At 40.3% G+C, this 16,856-nt stretch carries 15 protein-coding genes; 1 reads left to right on the top strand and 14 read right to left on the bottom strand.

Translation table 11 applies throughout. The annotated features are described in order from the left end of the window. Positions 1-181: 181 nt before the first annotated feature. Together H4075_RS16660 and H4075_RS16655 are read right to left on the bottom strand one after the other, a co-directional pair. Positions 182-1,828, bottom strand: coding sequence for a DNA polymerase/3'-5' exonuclease PolX (locus H4075_RS16660; RefSeq protein ID WP_182801959.1), 1,647 nt, complete (start codon positions 1,826-1,828; stop codon positions 182-184). A gap of 422 nt (positions 1,829-2,250) precedes the next feature. Beyond that, the gene (locus tag H4075_RS16655; protein ID WP_182801958.1) at positions 2,251-2,739 is read right to left on the bottom strand and encodes a hypothetical protein; all 489 of its coding nucleotides are present in this window, start codon (positions 2,737-2,739) and stop codon (positions 2,251-2,253) included. Between the two features lie 146 nt (positions 2,740-2,885). On the opposite strand from H4075_RS16655, the gene rimO reads away from it, so the two are divergent. After that, a complete protein-coding gene (gene rimO / locus H4075_RS16650; RefSeq protein ID WP_182801957.1) occupies positions 2,886-4,193 on the top strand; it encodes a 30S ribosomal protein S12 methylthiotransferase RimO in 1,308 nt (435 codons plus the stop codon). 121 nt (positions 4,194-4,314) lie between these two features. On the opposite strand, the gene H4075_RS16645 is transcribed toward rimO, so the two are convergent. The 12 genes from H4075_RS16645 to H4075_RS16590 all read right to left on the bottom strand — a co-directional run bounded on the left by H4075_RS16645 (position 4,315) and on the right by H4075_RS16590 (position 16,828). Then, on the bottom strand, positions 4,315-4,815 hold the full coding sequence (locus tag H4075_RS16645; protein WP_182801956.1) for a Spy/CpxP family protein refolding chaperone: 501 nt from the start codon (positions 4,813-4,815) through the stop codon (positions 4,315-4,317). 9 nt (positions 4,816-4,824) lie between these two features. After that, positions 4,825-5,124: a hypothetical protein gene (locus H4075_RS16640; protein ID WP_182801955.1), complete on the bottom strand. Its 300-nt coding sequence runs from the start codon at positions 5,122-5,124 to the stop codon at positions 4,825-4,827. A 38-nt stretch (positions 5,125-5,162) separates the two neighbouring features. Continuing rightward, entirely contained in the window at positions 5,163-5,717 is a 555-nt protein-coding gene (locus H4075_RS16635) for an RNA polymerase sigma factor (protein ID WP_182801954.1), read from the bottom strand. A 76-nt stretch (positions 5,718-5,793) separates the two neighbouring features. Beyond that, positions 5,794-6,540: a LytR/AlgR family response regulator transcription factor gene (locus H4075_RS16630; RefSeq protein WP_182801953.1), complete on the bottom strand. Its 747-nt coding sequence runs from the start codon at positions 6,538-6,540 to the stop codon at positions 5,794-5,796. Beyond that, positions 6,537-10,124, bottom strand: coding sequence for a two-component regulator propeller domain-containing protein (locus tag H4075_RS16625; protein ID WP_182801952.1), 3,588 nt, complete (start codon positions 10,122-10,124; stop codon positions 6,537-6,539). Before H4075_RS16625 ends, H4075_RS16630 begins: the two co-directional genes overlap by 4 nt. Before the next feature lie 142 nt (positions 10,125-10,266). Continuing rightward, positions 10,267-11,391, bottom strand: a complete 1,125-nt coding sequence (locus H4075_RS16620; RefSeq protein ID WP_182801951.1) for a serine hydrolase domain-containing protein — start codon at positions 11,389-11,391, stop codon at positions 10,267-10,269. A gap of 228 nt (positions 11,392-11,619) precedes the next feature. Then, the gene (locus tag H4075_RS16615) at positions 11,620-12,624 is read right to left on the bottom strand and encodes a DUF4097 family beta strand repeat-containing protein (RefSeq protein WP_182801950.1); all 1,005 of its coding nucleotides are present in this window, start codon (positions 12,622-12,624) and stop codon (positions 11,620-11,622) included. Between the two features lie 44 nt (positions 12,625-12,668). After that, positions 12,669-13,250: a hypothetical protein gene (locus H4075_RS16610; RefSeq protein WP_182801949.1), complete on the bottom strand. Its 582-nt coding sequence runs from the start codon at positions 13,248-13,250 to the stop codon at positions 12,669-12,671. Further along, on the bottom strand, positions 13,240-13,800 hold the full coding sequence (locus tag H4075_RS16605) for an RNA polymerase sigma factor (RefSeq protein WP_255460213.1): 561 nt from the start codon (positions 13,798-13,800) through the stop codon (positions 13,240-13,242). The genes H4075_RS16610 and H4075_RS16605 overlap by 11 nt, the downstream gene beginning before the upstream one ends. A gap of 108 nt (positions 13,801-13,908) precedes the next feature. Then, positions 13,909-14,532 carry a DUF4240 domain-containing protein gene (locus H4075_RS16600; protein ID WP_182801948.1) on the bottom strand — a complete coding sequence of 208 codons (624 nt, stop codon included), beginning with the start codon at positions 14,530-14,532 and terminating at the stop codon, positions 13,909-13,911. A 24-nt stretch (positions 14,533-14,556) separates the two neighbouring features. Next, positions 14,557-15,018, bottom strand: coding sequence for an IS200/IS605 family transposase (tnpA, locus tag H4075_RS16595; RefSeq protein ID WP_182801947.1), 462 nt, complete (start codon positions 15,016-15,018; stop codon positions 14,557-14,559). Between the two features lie 529 nt (positions 15,019-15,547). Then, positions 15,548-16,828, bottom strand: a complete 1,281-nt coding sequence (locus H4075_RS16590) for a sterol desaturase family protein (protein WP_182801946.1) — start codon at positions 16,826-16,828, stop codon at positions 15,548-15,550. Between the last annotated feature and the right edge of the window lie 28 nt (positions 16,829-16,856).

The raw sequence follows: 16,856 nt of genomic DNA, 5'->3' as shown, positions 1-16,856 counted from the left end.
TCGGAAACCTCAAATGTACACTTGTAGCTGTTAGATTTTCTTATTTTGCTTTTTGCAATTGCTCTGCATTTATTTTTCTAACTCCCCTATATAATGGGAGCAGAATCAATCAGCATCAAGTGAGCCATTCATGATGAACACTTGTATTACTAGGGCTTTTTGTGTTGCTCAATTGCCGCAACTATATCCCTTTCTCCATCCTCACATCCATAATATATTCTTCAAACTGCCGTAACGAAAAACTGCTGAGGTTACGGCTGTTGGTTAAGCGGCCTTTTTGTGCAGCCAGTACACCGTACTTAATATCGTTGTAACCACTCAGTTCGTGTGCATCAGGGTCAATGGAAATCAAAGCACCTTTGTCTAATGCATACGGTATCCAGCGCCAGTCAATATCTAATCGACGTGGGTGTGCATTCAGCTCTATTACCACACTGTTGGCCACACAGGCATCAATGATTTTTTTATGATCGAGTGGATAACCGGCACGGCTTAGCAACAGGCGTCCCGTCATGTGGCCGAGGATGGTGGTGTATGGATTTTCAATTGCATTCAGCACACGCATCATCGCCTTCTCTTCGTTCATCTTTAAATTGCTGTGTACCGATGCAATCACTAAATCAAAACTCGCCAGTGTTTCATCATCATAATCCAGCGAACCATCACCCAAAATATCAGCTTCAATACTTTTAAAAATACGGAAGCCGTTGAGTTTGCTGTTCAGTTCATCAATGTATTGGTGCTGCGCTTCAATCCGCTCCACGCTTAAACCATTAGCATAACCGGCGCTTTTGCTGTGATCGCTGATCACTAAATATTCAAACCCCATTTGCTGTGCATGACGGGCCATGGTTTCAATGGTTTCGCCACCATCGCTCCAGTTACTATGACTGTGAATGATTCCTTTGATCGATGAAGCTTGAATCAAATCAGGAACTGCACCTGTCACCAATTCTTCACGGAGGCACGATGGAATAAATGCAACGCCTTTTTCTTCAAACAAGATTTTTTCTTCGGCAACTGTTGTTACAGGGCCCCAGGCCTGTAAAAAGTTTTCAGCCGCCGATGTTTGAAACAAGACTGTCCCGAAATTTTCAGCAGTTGCAAAATGAAATTGCAACACAATATTCTCCGGCCCTTTTACTGAAACAAATGAATCGTTCTGTTCCTTTACTTCGAAATTATTGTTGGTGAAGATGGGCAGCAACGTCGCAAAAGGAGTAGTGGTTACCCATTCAAGCTGATGAATGATTTCCATCTGTCGTCTGAACTCACCCGTTAGTTCAAAACGATATTGTTTACAATGCTCACGCAGATTTTTATCAACTGCCATGGCGTATGCTTCCACATCGGCATACAAATGAATGTCTTTATGTTTCAGGAAAAACTCGATCGACTCTTTTACATTGGCCTGTGTTTTTTCGCCAAAGCCTTTAAAGAGCAACAAACGGTTTTCTTCGCAGGCATACAATAACTCACCAATACTTTCAATTTCCATTTCTTTCCAGATGGTGGAAATTTTCTTTGGTCCGATACCTTTGATCGAAAGCATTTCAATAACACCGGGAGGAGTTTTGGCAATAATATCGGTTAGTGCTTTCAGTTCGCCTGTTTGTAAGATCTCCAGTATTTTTTTCGATGTGCTGGCACCAATGCCTTTGTAGGTAGAAATTTTTGCAGGTTCCACTTCAGCTAACTGCACCGGCAGCTTTTCAATATTAAAAGCGGCAGCGGCATAGGTCTTTGCTTTAAAACTGTCTTCGCCATGTATATCCATGAGTTTACTCAGGAGTGAAAACATTTCGGCGATCTGGTAATTATCAGGCATGCAATAAACATAAAAATTATTGAGCTAATTTATATCAATAGCGATGATAATTTTTATCGTTTATCCTATGTGGCCAAAAAAATAAAAATGAACACATGAAAAGGAAGTTCTTTATACAAAGAAAATACTTTGCAGAAAGCGTTGTTGAATTGGATAAAAAACGAAGCGGCTGTAAAAAAGAAAAACTTCCGTGTGGAAGTTTCTCAAGGGACATTGGTGGATGTTCTCATCCGTTGTTTTTCATACGATACGGGATCAATTAGTTTTCGTTCAGGATTGGATTAAAAATGGTTCTCTTATAGGGTAGTCAGCTGTGGCTGACAATATAAAAATAGGAAGGGGGCAAAACAAAAAAGGATACACTCAAACTTAGTTTTTAAGTTTAAGAGTATCCTTTTATTCCCCTCACAGGATTTCCTGTTTTAGAAGGTATAGCGGATGGCTAAACCACCCCAGTTTCCGTAAAAACCGCCATAAGTACCAAATTCGTACGAAGGTTGCCAATCGAGCGACATGTTGATAGGTGCTCCGTTGAATTTGTAATCCAAACCTAATACACCATCAATACCAATCAATGCGCCACCATTGTAATCAGGATATCTGCTGTTGCGCCAGTAACGGTCGTTCCAGAAACCAACGTGTGCACCAGGGCCAACATACCATTTTAAGCCCGGGGCTCCGTTAATATTACCATGGAACTCGTATAAACCTGTTATACGCATGCCATCTCTCCAGAAAGAGGCAATACCCTCAAGAGCGGCATTACTCTTTACAAAATGTTTGATCGTAATACCTGCACCGGGGTAAAATTTTACACCTAATGCTGTCTTGTAACTGCTTCCTTTTGCCTGTGCTGAGGCGCCTTGTGCAAATGCTGCTAACACAATGAGTGCCAGAATAAATCTCTTCATAAAATGTGATTTTTAGATGTATTACCCCCATTGAAAAAATGATGCCAAACTTTAACAGACCGTGTTGAATGGCCGCCTTTCTGCCTGAATCTGTTACCTTTGCACGCTGAGAAATACAAACAGAATTTTGATCAGTAACACGTTACATGAAAAGTAAGACATTAAAAAAAGACAAGATCAACATCATTACACTCGGCTGCAGCAAGAATATGGTGGATAGTGAAGTGCTGAGCGGTCAGTTAATGGCCAATGACATTGATGTGGTGCACGAGAGCAGTAAGAAAGATCATAACATTGTTGTTATAAATACCTGTGGCTTTATTGATAAGGCAAAGGAAGAAAGCATCAATACCATTTTAGACCAGGTGGAACTGAAACGTCGTGGTAAACTGGATAAAGTGATTGTAACCGGCTGCCTGAGCGAACGTTACAAAAATAACCTGGAAGCAGAGATACCGGAAGTGGATGCGTTTTACGGAACCATGGAACTCCCTATGATCTTAAAACAATTTGAAGCTGATTATAAAACGGAGCTGGTGGGTGAGCGTTTATTGAGCACGCCATCGCACTACGCTTATTTAAAGATCAGCGAGGGTTGTAACCGCACCTGTGCCTTTTGTGCTATTCCGTTAATGCGTGGCCAACACGTGAGCAAGAGCATGGACGACCTGGTGAAAGAAGCAGAAGGCCTGGTAAAGAAAGGTGTAAAAGAAATTATGCTCATTGCACAGGAACTGACATATTACGGGTTAGACCTCTACAAAAAACGCATGTTGGGCGATTTAATGCATCGTTTGGCAGATGTGAAAGGATTAGAGTGGATCCGTTTGCATTACGCCTATCCGCATAAATTTCCATTGGATGTATTGGATGTGATGCGTGAGCGACCAAACATCTGCAACTATCTCGACATGCCGTTGCAACATGCAAGTGATAATATGCTGAAAGCAATGCGCAGGCAAATCACCAGAACCGAGACAGAAGAATTGATTGCAGCTGTTCGTGAAAAAGTTCCCGGACTTTGTTTGCGCACTACATTGATCGCTGGTTTCCCCGGTGAAACACTCGATGATATTGAAGAAACAAAACTCTTCCTGCAAAAACAACGTTTCGACCGTGTGGGCATTTTCACTTACAGTCATGAAGAAGGCACCAGTGGTTTTGATTTAGTTGATGATGTGCCTGCAGAAGAAAAAGAACGCCGTGCACAGGAGATCATGGGCGTACAACAGGAAATTTCTTATGAACTGAACCAGGAGAAAATCGGAAAAACATTCAAGACGATTGTTGATAAAAAAGAAGCAGGTCGTTATCTCGGCCGTACAGAATTCGATTCAGTGGAAGTAGATAATGAAGTGATCATTCAAACAGACAAGCGATTAAAGATCGGTGAGTTTGTAAATGTAAAAATCACCAAGGCATTTGATTATGATCTGGAAGGAGAAGTTGTGTGAGGAAGAAAGCCGGTAGAGGTGAGTGGATAGTTGGCAGTGGAAAGACAAAAAGGTGATGCTAATAAAAAAATAATCCCGATCATTCGATCGGGATTATTTATATAAAGACCTAAGAGCTTTTTTATTTCTTTTCTTTCTCGTTTGATTGCTGCGGACCTTTTTTATCACCCCATCCCTGCATTCTGCGTTTATTCATTTCATCTAATGTTTGGTTGAACAGCTCAAGCTGATCAGGACGGCACAAAGCTCTTATCTGCATAAAGTGATTATGAAACGCCATTTCAAATTTCTTTTTATTGGCAGCGGAAACTGTAAAGATGGAATCAAGTTTTAAACTGTCCGTTACTCCATCTTTGAGTAATTGTGTTTTTGCTTCCTGTATCTGCCTGTCTTCTTTGCGTAATGAATCGAGTTCCTGTTTGTGCTTATCCCGCAGTTCTTTCAGCTTCTGTTGCTGAACTGTATCAAGATTTAATTTTTTGGTGATGTATTCAGAGTAGGGCCTGTTACCACCGGGTTTTTTCCTTGGAGCCGGTTTGTTACCCAGGAAAAAATAAAGGGTAATTGCATTCAGCACTAATAATAACACAACGAGGATTGTGAGAAATTTTGTCTTACTCATATCTTAACATCAGGGTAAAGAAGTATAATTATTTTCCAATTCATATTCGTTGATCACGGTTTCAATATCCACAGAATCCTGTTCATCATTGCTAAACGACATATTCCAACCCATTACATTCAACAGAAGCATAACAGTAAAAGCAATAGCTACAGTGTACACCCATTTCACCTGCACTGATTGACGGGCAGGGTTTTGTTGTAAACGGGCCAGTATACGGGTATGTAAGTAAGGATTGCCTTCCGCAGGTTGAATACCCTGGAGGCTGCCCATTACTTCATCGATCCATTGTTCCTGATTTTTCTTCATTGCTGTACTATTTTGACGTTCATGATGTAAAAAACTTGCTATTCAGGTAAATTTTTATAGTAACCGGCCAGCAATCCTCTCAGGTTTTTGCGTGCCCGGAACAGTAATGATTCAATGGAAGATACGGAACTGCCGGTAATTTCGCTTATTTCGGCATAGCTCAATCCCCCGGTTTCGCTCAACAAAAAGGCAATTCGCTGGGTTTCAGGTAGCTGGTCGATGGCCTTGTAAAGCATCGCTGCCTTTTCCCGGTTTTCGGTTACCACGCCGGGGTGCACAAAATCACCGGCATCGCTGATGGGTTCGCCGCTGTCATGAAACAGGCTGGTGATGAAGGCAAACCGCTTTTTTCGCTTTTTGCTCCTGATGTGGTCAATGCTTTTATTAACGGTGATGCGGTATAGCCAGGTGCTCACCTGCGCTTCGCCTTTAAATGTGTGGGCCTTGTTCCAGGCTTCAATAAAAACGTCCTGTGTAATTTCTTCAGCATCCTCAGCATTTTGCAACAGGTTCAATGCAGTATTGTACACCCGGGGTTGGTGTTGTGTGATAAAGTCTTTGAACGCCTGTTCGTTTTCTGAAAAGCTGAGCATGCAGGTTTAATGTGGCGGTCAAGATAAGAAGGAATGTGTGAATGATTAAATAAATATGACCTGCGGGTTGATATGCTTAGATATTTTTCAATGCTTCCTGTACGTATTCTTTTTTTCGACGGGCTACTTCCACTTCCGACCCATCGCTCATTTTTAACCAGCCTTGCTTATCGTAGCTTTCAATATGAGTGGGATTAATGAGATGTGATTTATGAATGCGGAGAAAATGTTGTTCTTTCAAAATTTCATCATACTCTTTTAATGTTTTGGCTGAAACAAATACACGGTTTTGTGTGAGATGAACTTTGGTGTAGTTGCTGTCGGCTTGTAATCGTATAATCTCATCGAGTGTAACATATTTTACTTCTGATGCATCGGCTAATGCGAGTTTGAATTTTTCTTTTTTGCCTTGCGAAATATTCTGAATGAAGTTGCGGAACAATTGCTGACCCGCCGGTGCATAAATACGTTTGGCTTTAAAACGTTCCACTGCTTTTTTTAATTCTGTTTCATCAATCGGTTTTAATAAATAATCCAATGCACTGAAACGGATGGCCTGAATGGCAAATTCGTTGAAGGCAGTGGTGAAGATCACTTCAAAGTTCCATTGATCAATGGTGGTGAGTAAGTCAAAACCACTTTGATGCGGCATTTGTATATCCAGGAAAACAATATCGGGCTGAAAATTATGAATGAGGGGCAATGCATCTTTTACACTACGTGCCGACTGCACTACAGAAATATCCGGGCAATATTGTCCAATAAGCCATTGCAGCAGATCTATACTCGATTGTTCATCATCAACGATCAATGCTTTTATCATAATTCTTCCGGGTTATAATAAGGAATCGTAATAATTACTTTGGTGCCCACAGCATGTTGTTGTGCATCAAACATGTCTTTTATTTCCACATGGGCCGGCTTGCCTGTTTTTTGTTGTAACAGGTTTAACCGTTCTTCAATAATGCCAATGCCTTTGCTTTCATGTATTTTACTGCTGATCTTTTGTTGCTGAATTTCTGCTGCATTGCTGCGACCAACACCATTATCTTCAATGGTGCAGGTTAAATGATCATCGCTGTGGTTCACAAATTCGATCTTCAGTTTCTTTTCTCCTTCTTTGTGCAATAAGCCGTGCCAGATAGCATTTTCTACAAATGGCTGTACCATTAACGAAGGTACCAGCACTTCATCATTGCTCAAATTCTCATCCACATTGATCTCATAACTGAACGATTGATCAAAACGCAATGACTCTAACTCTACATACATCTGCAATACTTTCAACTCTTCGTCCAGCGGAATAAAATTCTTTTCTGCATAGTTGAGTAGCGAACGAAGGAAGTTGGAGAAGATGGTGAGATATTTATATGCTTTTGTTGTTTGCTGCGATACAATTAAATGCTGAATGGAGCTTAATGCATTGAACATAAAATGCGGATTCATCTGTAACCGCAGATTCATAAATTTTGATTCAGCCATTTTTACATTCAGCTCCATCACTTCCAGTTTTGTTTTCTTCATGGCGTCCAGTGCCATTGCCCGTGAAATTTTTGCGGAGCTGAGCGAAGCAATGGTTTGCAATGCTTCAAGATGCTGTTTGGTAAAAAAGTTTTTGCGTTGGTGTTCTGAATCGATCACTGCAATTACTTTTCCTTCGTGGATGATGGGAACTGTTATTTCAGAGAAGCGCTGTTCATCATCAACAATATATCGTTTATCTTTTGATGTGTCGTTAATGATGTTAGCCCTGCCTGTTGCTGCCACATCGCCTACAATTCCTTTACCCAGTGGAATGGTGATCGGATTTTTGATCTCGTATGCTTTCGGACTTTTTGGTCCATACGCTGCTTTTTGTTCCAACACTTTTTCATCTTCATTAACGGTGTAGATCACACAGTCTTCAAAGCCTAAACGGGAAATACAGTTGCGGGCTATATCCCACAAAATATCATCCACCGATGAATGTTCAAAACCTGAATGAGCGAAGTAATCGATCATTTGTTTTACTTCTTTTTCTTTTTTACGCCGTTGCAGGAAGTTGAAAATGCCATAGATCAATGCAAAGAATGCAGTGATGTATGTAAGCCTGAACCATGTTTGCTGCCACCATGGTTTACTGATGTTGAGTTGAATAGGATGAGCGGCTTCGTACCAATTGATACCATCTCTTGAAGCTTTTACATGAAAGAGATAGTTGCCGGGAGGTAATTTGCTGTACACTGCCTGCCCGTAAGCAATCGGTTTTTTCCAATCATTATCATGACCATCAAGCTTATACAGGAACTGTATTTTTTTAGCGCCGGTTAATTCCCCTGATGAAAAATAGAAATGAAAAGAGGAGGTGTTATACGGAAAGCGAAGTGTATCTGTTGTTGTAAAACGATAATTGCTGTCAGTTGTGTATAATGTATTGATCGATGGCTGCAGTTCAACTGAAATGGTATTCAATTGTTGCGGATAAAAAGAGTTGAGACCTTTATCACTTCCCCAGAACATTTCACCATCAGCTGCTTTAAAGCAACTACGCATACGAAAACCTGCATGACTGAAACCTAATCCTTCTTCATACACCGAATAATTATTGGTTGCGGGATCAAACCGGATCAAACAATTCAGATTACCGATCCACAGAAAACCATTTTCATCTCTTAAAATGCCTTCGCATTTATCATTGCGTAAACCTTTGCTGCGGTTGTAAATAGTTGTTGTTCCGTTTGGAGTAAGTACCGTTAAGCCTGCGATAGTACCAATATAGATATTGCCTTTGTCATCTTCATTAAAGGAAAATACACGGTTATGCGATAATCCGTTTTTATCAGTGTAATGTGTTAGTGTCTGTTTTTTTTCATTATAGCACCAGGCACCACGATTGGTGCCTATCCACAGTTGTTGTTTACTGTCCATCCATACAGTGTTTGTATAAACGCTATTTAATGCTTTCAATAAAGGATGTGTTGTAAAATCAGTTACCTGTAAACGTTGTGTGTTGATGTAGCAAATGCCACGAAAGGTTGCCACCCAAAGATTACCTGCTGCATCACGGCAAAATCCATTCGTCCATAGGGAAGGCAGTGAATCAGTTGTGCCGTTCTCACTTCCAAAATGAGCAATCGTTTTTAGATCTTTGTTTAGTAATAGTATGCCATAACGTGTAGTGCCAACCCATAAACGATCCTGCTCATCGATATGCAAAGCTCTTACGGTTTCCTCTTTGTTGAGATTCGTACCATCGGGCAAATAATAGTTTATGAAACTTGTTTGATTGGTTGTTCTGTTTAAACGGATCAATCGATCCTGCGTACCCAGCCATACCAAATTATCTTTTGCAGCAATGGTTTGAATAAATCCATCAAACAAATTTCCCTGTTCATCTTTAAAATAAGGACGATAAGCAATTTGAGGTTGCTTCAAATGCAGATAGTGCAAACCGGAAGTGCGGGTTGTTACAAAAAGATAACCACTGCTGTCGTAATGCATCACATTGGTATTATTGCTGCCGATGCTTCGCTCATCCAAGGGATCGTGATTCAGCAATTGAAGACTTCCTTTTTCAAGATCAATCAAATACATACCGGAGAAACGTGTGCCAACGGCAAACAGATATTCATTGATGCGGGTGATATCTCTAAGGTCTTTTGCCAATGTGTTTCCGTTTTGATCTTTAAGGTTTGTATATGTATGTATTATGGTTTGGGTTTTATTGTTGATGCGGTAGACAGCACTTCCACTAATGGTATAAGTAATGATCTCGTTATTATTGATACGTGCTGCCCCCATTAAACCGGGCAGTTCAATCTCCATTAGTTTTTTCTGTGTGGCATAATCGATCAGCATTAAACGGTTGTTTCCATAGTACAAAAAACTATTTTCATCAAAAGGATCTACAAAGCGAATGGTTGAAGGCAATAGTGAATCAATAGCATTGTTCCATTTCTCAAAACGATTAGTTAATGAATTGAACACATAGTGCGTGTTTGCATTGCGAACAATAAGCCCTTTAGTTTTCGTGAGTAAGAAATTAACCGGAAAATTATTGTCTGTAGAATCTCCAATTGGAAACGAATGAAAATTCCGCTTGGCATCGAGCATTGTTACAAAATTTGTTGCTGTTCGCAACCAGATGCGGTTTTCATTATCACAGATTACCTGCTGAATATCGTTGGCCGCCAGTTTCGGATGTTCATACTTATAATAGGTGTTGATGCTGTTACCATCAAAACTGTTAAGCCCTTCAGATGTAGCGATCCATAGAATGCCATTCCTGTCACGCTTCACATCATTTACGCCGTTATCACTTAATCCCTCCGCTGTGCTCAGGTGATAAAATGCCGGGCCCTGTGCCGTTACTTTTTGCGCAGTACATGCAATCAAGAGGAGAAGAACAATATGAATGAATCTGATCAAACCAATACAACGATTTGTTTCATGGGTCAAAAATTACTCTTTTTCTTTCAAAGCGTTGTAACCAAACTCCGCATTTGCAGCGGAGCCTGATCAACAACAAAAAACAACAAGGTGTAAACAAGGTCAGCAACTTAACTTCTTATTACCATGCATTATCATACGCCTGTGCCAGTTTCGTGGGGCTGGCAACATGTTGTGCATTATCATCCACATTACTGTTTGAGTTAATGCTTACATATACACTGTTAGGGAAACTCATGATGATACATTCGCCACCTGGACCAGGTCCACCAGGCCCACCGCCGTTTTTCCAGAAGTATCTTCCTTTTGCGCCACCAAAACCATTCACTCCGTCAAAACCACAGCCGGCTATTTTCATTAATTGTTTTGTTTGTTCAGGCACCAGTTGATTGTTTTCAAAGGCGATCATTACCTGTGCTATTTCATAGGTGCTCATCACCAAACCTCTTGAACCGGCGATCAATACATCGTCGCTGTTTGGTACAGGCGACATATTGCTGTTCCAACGGTAGAACAATGTGTAAGCATAATTATTTAATCCCTGGTGGTTCCAGTTTCTGAAATCAATCTTTTCCCAATGTGCAATGTTCGAAGGTTGCAATACAAGATCACGTATAATTTCTCTGAACTCCAAAGCTGTTGCAGATTCAAGTGTATTATTCATTTCAGCTGCTGCAAAATAACCCTTTCCGTATTTCATATAGGGCAGCAGTATGCGACACAATGCAAAGTTGGCATTGTTGTAAGTGCGTGTTGTATCGCCTTGCGCCATATTCATCATCTGTTTTAACGAAGCGTAGTCACGATCGTTTTTTGCAAAACCACTGTTGTGTGATAATAACCTGCGGAAGCTGATCTGCATCAACGATGGATGAATGGTCCACGAGTTGGGCAGATAATTATGGATATATGCATCTGGCGAAATCCCTTTCATCTGCAGCATTTTAAATACAGCAATTGCTGTCATGAATTTAGTAACGCTGAAAATTTCCTGTCTTGTTTCAATGGTATACGGCACATCGCCATCCGATCTCGTGGCTTTACCAGCTGCACCAAACCGCATGATCTTATCACCAATTGCAATCGTATAAGAATAACCCACAGCCTGCGGACCATAAGTGGTTTTAATATTCTGTTCAAATTTGTCGAGATCGAATTTTGGCTGATTACTGTTAATGCCTTGTTCTTTCTTTTGGCAAGCAACCACCAGCAGAATAAAACTGGTTAGAATAAGTGTTTGTTTCATGTCTTTGATTTTTGGTTTATTTTTTTGGTACTGCTAAAGTAGATGGCCAAAAATCAATTACCGGTATACCGGTTAGTTTGCGGCAGTTGTATTTGAGTTTGCGGTTAATGCAACTAAAAATCCCCTTTTGCGCAAGCAAAAGGGGAGCGATGATAAGGTTAGCTTTTTTCCAAACTTGTCCCCTTTGAAGAATCAAAAGGGAGTAATAATCAACATGAGAAAAAGGTTTTAGATCACTTGCTTATTTTTTGTTTTATTTTTTTCTTTCTCCTTCATTTCTGCTTCTGTTGCTTCACCAATGATGATGCGGCCAAAGCTTGATTTTACTTCTATTTTTGAAGAACCGGAACCTGATTTCCCTTCGTAGCTGCGGTTTGAATCAGGACCATATTTATCAGGTGTATCAGTACGTTTGATATTGGCATTGGTGCGGTCCACTACCGAACCAAAACTTGTTTTGATGGTATAAGTAGCAGAAAAGTTTGCAGCAGGACGTAGGTTGACTGTGCTGTATGATTCATTCAAGGTAAGTGACGTAAGATCATTGTCAATATTGATGCGGCTGCTGTTGCAAAATTCCATATTGATCTTGTTGCTGCCGGTGAGATTTTCAATAGTTACGGTTGAAAATTTAAACGTGGAAGTTGCGTTGTTTACATTTTTCAAAGTTGCTTTCCCAAACTCAACAACCAACTTTTCTGTTTTAGGCAGGTTACCTGCTGTTAATGAGCCAAACTTACTGCTGAGTGAAACACTGCCGTTGTAGTCGGGTAATTTGATAGCGCCAAATGAATTTTCAATTTTCAATGTGTTGTTTGAAGGTATCTGGACAGTATAGTTGATACTCATACTGCTTTTACAATTCTTACAATTGTAATTACTATTCTTGTTTTTGTTGGTGGTGGTTTTGAATTTTATTTCATTGCCATCTTTGCTTTCAGTAACATCGATGTTCTCAAACATTTTGTCAGCTAATTCCTTTTCGGTTGAACTTGCTTCGATATGAATGTCTACTTTAATTTCGTTACGGTCCCAGGTAGTAACAGTTACGTTTCCGAAGCTGTTATCAATATTCAACGTGTTGCCGGAGGCAGAATAGGTTTTTGAAATCGTACGTTCCTTGAAATGCTCGTAACGTTTTTTCTCTGTTTTTTCTTCTTTCTGCTGAGCTGTTGCCTGTACTGTAATAAACAGCAGGGCCATACCAAGAATGGTTTTGAATGATAGGTTCATGTTCATACTTTTTTAATGATGTAAAGTGAATCAGTTGAATGGCATTAACCATTCGGCAATCCATTGTTTTGTTTTGTTTGTTTCTTGATGTCGTTGGTGATCATCAACTGGCGATACAACAGTTCTGCCTGCAGTTGCAGATTCTGAAGCATGGCTTTCATGATCACATCTTTATTGGGCGTGTGAGCTGCCTGTTTTTGCAGCATGTTATACGTACTGTCGAGTAATTTCAGATCATCTAAGAACTGGTTGTACAATTCAGGGTTATCAGCAGTAGCTTCTTTTAATTCTTCCTGCCGTGTTTCAATGGCGTTGAATACCTGTTTAGCTTCTGCTGCATATTCCGGAGCAATCCCATTCAATTCAGAAGCATTGGTTTTTGTTTCAGTTACTGCTGCCAGTTCATTTTTCTGCTGACGGACATACAGGAAGTACACCGACGTCAACACAATACAAACCACAGCGGCTGCGGCTGAGAATTTATAGATGTCTTTCAGTGAAAAAACCTTTGCTTCTTTTTTGATCGGGAGTGTTTTTTCAATTTTACTCCATACATCAGCATTCGGATGCTCTGTATCAAACTCACTTCGGTTTCTGTTCACGAATTTTTCCAGGTTACTGCTCATATACTTCTTGTTTTAAGACCTGTAATAATTTTTGTTTTGCCCGCATGTATTGTGTGCGAACCGTTGAATGTGCCACCTTCATCATCTCTGCTACTTCTTCCTGTTCAAATCCTTCAATGAGGTGAAGTGTTAATACAGTTCGGTAGCCATCCGGCAATTTTTGCATGGCTTGTTTAATGCTGTCGACTGTGTACCACACTTCATCTTCTTCAAGTACTGTTTCATCGGCAATGTTTTCTGCATCAGTTTCCAACCCATTAAAATGCAGCTTTTGTTTTTTGAGATGTGCAATGCTTTTGTACACCACGATCTGCCGTAACCATGCACCAAATGTTGATCTGCCTTCAAACGACTTCAGTTGCTGAAATGCATCGGTGAATGCTTCCTGCAGAATATCTTCCGCATCATCGGTCCGGTTCAATATCCGCAGCGCTGTATTGTACATCGCTTTTGAATAACGGTCATACAGGGCCCTGTATGCCGAAGCTTCTCCGTTGAGGCATTGCTGCACCAATACGTCTGCTGATGGGATGATCGTTGACAGGTTCAATGGTTTTTATATTAGAAAGTATAAAGTTCATCGATTTTGTTGCATGAGCCGGAGAAGAATTTTTGTGATAAGCGATGAAAGGAGGAAAAAGAGGATGAGTGGATAGAATTACCAAGCCAGTAATGCAAGCTCGGGGTATTTAAAAAAGGATTCACTTTCCTTAAACATGACACCGCCGTCTTTGTATGCTATATCGGTAACTTCGGGAATATCAGTATTGTTTTTTCGCTGATATGCTTCATAGGCACAGTAGGCTATACCTTCATAGTGTTCAACTATTTCTTTTACCCCAATCAGGAATAGTAGCCTCGGGAACTTTAATGTCCAATAAAATTTATTTTTTCCTTGACTGATCAGCCATGAACGGAAATATTCAAAAGCATCATCTGAGCAACCTCCGTTTAATGAGTAGGCTGCTTCCCATAATCTGTAGTCATAGGATTGGGCCATAATCAATAAAAAAGTTCTATTGAAACGGATGATTTCGTCGCTTGTTAATTTAGAAAGCGTCTCAGTCAACAGTGCACAATGTGAAGGATAATGTCTATTCGATTGATCTCTTGTTCTGGGAATGATTTTCCAAAACTCTTCCTCTGTCATAAAATCAGAGATCCCTGAGCCATCGGTTATCAATCGACCCTTGTATTTCGGTAAATCCCAGATTTTTCTAAATAGTAAACGAACTATGATGATAAAAAGAAATACAGTAACTACCGTCAATGTTAGGTTCATAGAAATAAAATAAATAACTACATGTTATTCTAGTTCTTTAAATATATACTTTTCGTCGTATTCAATTTCAAATGCTTTCAGCAATTTTAAATATTCATCCAGGAAGCTTTCTTTTTGGTGATGTATCTCTTGGTTTTGAATATAGCGGATCACATCGGGCACATGGCTTTTGGAATACGAGAAAGCACCGTAACCTTCCTGCCATGAGAAGTGTGAAGTGGTAAATTTATTATCATTGATCCATTTGCTGCTTTCAGTTTTTACATTTTGAATAAGTGATGAAATAGATTGAGTTGGTCGCATACCGATAAACAGATGAATATGATCAGGCATGCCATTTATCTGTAACATCTTGTGTTCGTTGTGTTGAATGATGCCTGTCATGTATTGGTAAAGTCGTTCTTCCCAATCGGGGAGAATGAGTGCTTTGCGGTATTTTACAGCAAATACAAATTGCAAATGGATTTGGGTGTAGGTGTTTGCCATGTTCGTGTTTTTGTGAATTTAGATATTGCTTGTTGAAATTGCAATAGCTGGTATGGTACGATTGGAGCACCAACCGTTCCAACGGAACGGAAACCCTTTCCGCACATGTTTTCTACCCATGAGATGTCCCTACGGGACAAGAGGAAGATGATTGTAATTCCAAAGTTTATGTTCCGTAGGAACATTTGCCGGGTAGAGAGATATGAATTTGGATTTGCGTTCCGTTGGAACGCTTGGTAGGATTGCAACGGATTTAAAAAATTATATTGAGGCACCAACCGTTCCTACGGAACGGATAGCACTCCAAATATTTTAGCTACCCATGAGATGTCCCTACGGGACAAGAAGACGCTGGTTGTTATTTCAGGTTTTATGTTCCGTAGGAACATTTGGTGGGTAGTAGAGAGATTTAAATTGGTATTTGCGTTCCGTAGGAACGCATGGTAAGATTAATAGAATTACCGAACGATAAAAGGATTGCGACGCAACAGGCGATGCCATAAAAAACAACTGCCGGTATCAACAATAACTACGCAAGTATTGCAACTCGCTCATCTTCCTTCGCATGCTTCATCACAAACCAAAGCGTAAACATTGTAGAGAGGATGAAATATGCGCCAATGATATATTTAAGAACGGGACTAAGTGCAGCTGCACCAAACCAATCGCCGGTTTGTAAAATGATAGCGATGCCTAAGCTGTTCTTGATTACTTCCCACACAATAGCATACTTATTACGATCCATCAGATCGGTGTAAGCATACACACTCAGGAAGATGAACACACCATAGACATAAATATAGTATGCGTTCAATGCGTTGATGGAAGCAATATTTCCAAAGAGATAACTGATAAATAATAATGTCATCGTGATCTGTACCCAACTCCACATATGCAATGAAGGTGAAGCTTTCGTATCAAACTTCTGCATGTTGTACACATCATTGATCTTGTGCACGGGATATTTTTCCGCCACATCCGCAGGTCGCCAACCCGTAGGCATCATCCAGATGCGGAATTTATCGTTCCAGCTTTTTGTCAACCATGCATCTTTGATGAGTAAACCTAAATGCATGAAATTTATTTTGATAGGATTCCATGTTTGTACCGGACGTGTAATACCATACACGGGTGGTTTATCCGCTAACTCTTCCTGGTAGGTTCCAAACAGTTTATCCCAAATGATAAAGATCTGTCCGTAGTTCTTATCCAAATATTCGGGATTGATGGCATGATGTACCCGATGATGCGAAGGAGTAACAATGATCTTCTCCAGAAATCCCATCTTATTGATGTGCTGTGTATGATACCAGAACTGTGCAAACAAATGCAGCGGTGCAACAACCGCAATAACCATGGTTGGCACACCCAGCAACGCAGCCGGTAATAAAAAGATGGTGAAGAGACGGAACACAACAGAAATGCTTTGTCGCAGTGCACAGGCTAAATTAAAATCTTCACTGCTGTGATGAATGATGTGGGCGTTCCAGAAAAAATTATATTCATGGTCTAAGCGATGTACCCAGTAACCGGCAAAATCAAGTGCGACAAAAGCGATGATGTAAGTAAGGATATTGTTTTCAATATGTACGATCGCTAATTTATCAACCAGCCAGCCATAACCGATGATGGCAATGCTTAATCCCAACACATCTTTTGTAACGTTGGTAATACCGCTGCTGAGACTGGAGATCATATCCAGGTTGCGGACAGTTTGTTTTCCTTTCCAAACTCCATAATATGCTTCAGCAAGTACCAGCAATAAAAAAGCCGGCATGGCAATGAGTAAAATTTTACCGTAGGTTTCCATGTGCAAACAATCTTACTGCGAAAATACG

This window comes from Lacibacter sediminis, assembly GCF_014168535.1.
Taxonomy (GTDB): Bacteria; Bacteroidota; Bacteroidia; order Chitinophagales; family Chitinophagaceae; genus Lacibacter; species Lacibacter sediminis.
This window is presented reverse-complemented; position numbering and strand designations above follow the sequence as displayed.

What these genes read in the sequence shown, in the direction of transcription:
- H4075_RS16660 (WP_182801959.1), bottom strand. Translation starts at nt 1,828, where the DNA reads ATGCCTGATAATTACCAGATCGCCGAAATGTTTTCACTCCTGAGTAAA.
- H4075_RS16655 (WP_182801958.1), bottom strand. Translation starts at nt 2,739, where the DNA reads ATGAAGAGATTTATTCTGGCACTCATTGTGTTAGCAGCATTTGCACAA.
- rimO (WP_182801957.1), top strand. Translation starts at nt 2,886, where the DNA reads ATGAAAAGTAAGACATTAAAAAAAGACAAGATCAACATCATTACACTC.
- H4075_RS16645 (WP_182801956.1), bottom strand. Translation starts at nt 4,815, where the DNA reads ATGAGTAAGACAAAATTTCTCACAATCCTCGTTGTGTTATTATTAGTG.
- H4075_RS16640 (WP_182801955.1), bottom strand. Translation starts at nt 5,124, where the DNA reads ATGAAGAAAAATCAGGAACAATGGATCGATGAAGTAATGGGCAGCCTC.
- H4075_RS16635 (WP_182801954.1), bottom strand. Translation starts at nt 5,717, where the DNA reads ATGCTCAGCTTTTCAGAAAACGAACAGGCGTTCAAAGACTTTATCACA.
- H4075_RS16630 (WP_182801953.1), bottom strand. Translation starts at nt 6,540, where the DNA reads ATGATAAAAGCATTGATCGTTGATGATGAACAATCGAGTATAGATCTG.
- H4075_RS16620 (WP_182801951.1), bottom strand. Translation starts at nt 11,391, where the DNA reads ATGAAACAAACACTTATTCTAACCAGTTTTATTCTGCTGGTGGTTGCT.
- H4075_RS16615 (WP_182801950.1), bottom strand. Translation starts at nt 12,624, where the DNA reads ATGAACCTATCATTCAAAACCATTCTTGGTATGGCCCTGCTGTTTATT.
- H4075_RS16610 (WP_182801949.1), bottom strand. Translation starts at nt 13,250, where the DNA reads ATGAGCAGTAACCTGGAAAAATTCGTGAACAGAAACCGAAGTGAGTTT.
- H4075_RS16600 (WP_182801948.1), bottom strand. Translation starts at nt 14,532, where the DNA reads ATGAACCTAACATTGACGGTAGTTACTGTATTTCTTTTTATCATCATA.
- tnpA (WP_182801947.1), bottom strand. Translation starts at nt 15,018, where the DNA reads ATGGCAAACACCTACACCCAAATCCATTTGCAATTTGTATTTGCTGTA.
- H4075_RS16590 (WP_182801946.1), bottom strand. Translation starts at nt 16,828, where the DNA reads ATGGAAACCTACGGTAAAATTTTACTCATTGCCATGCCGGCTTTTTTA.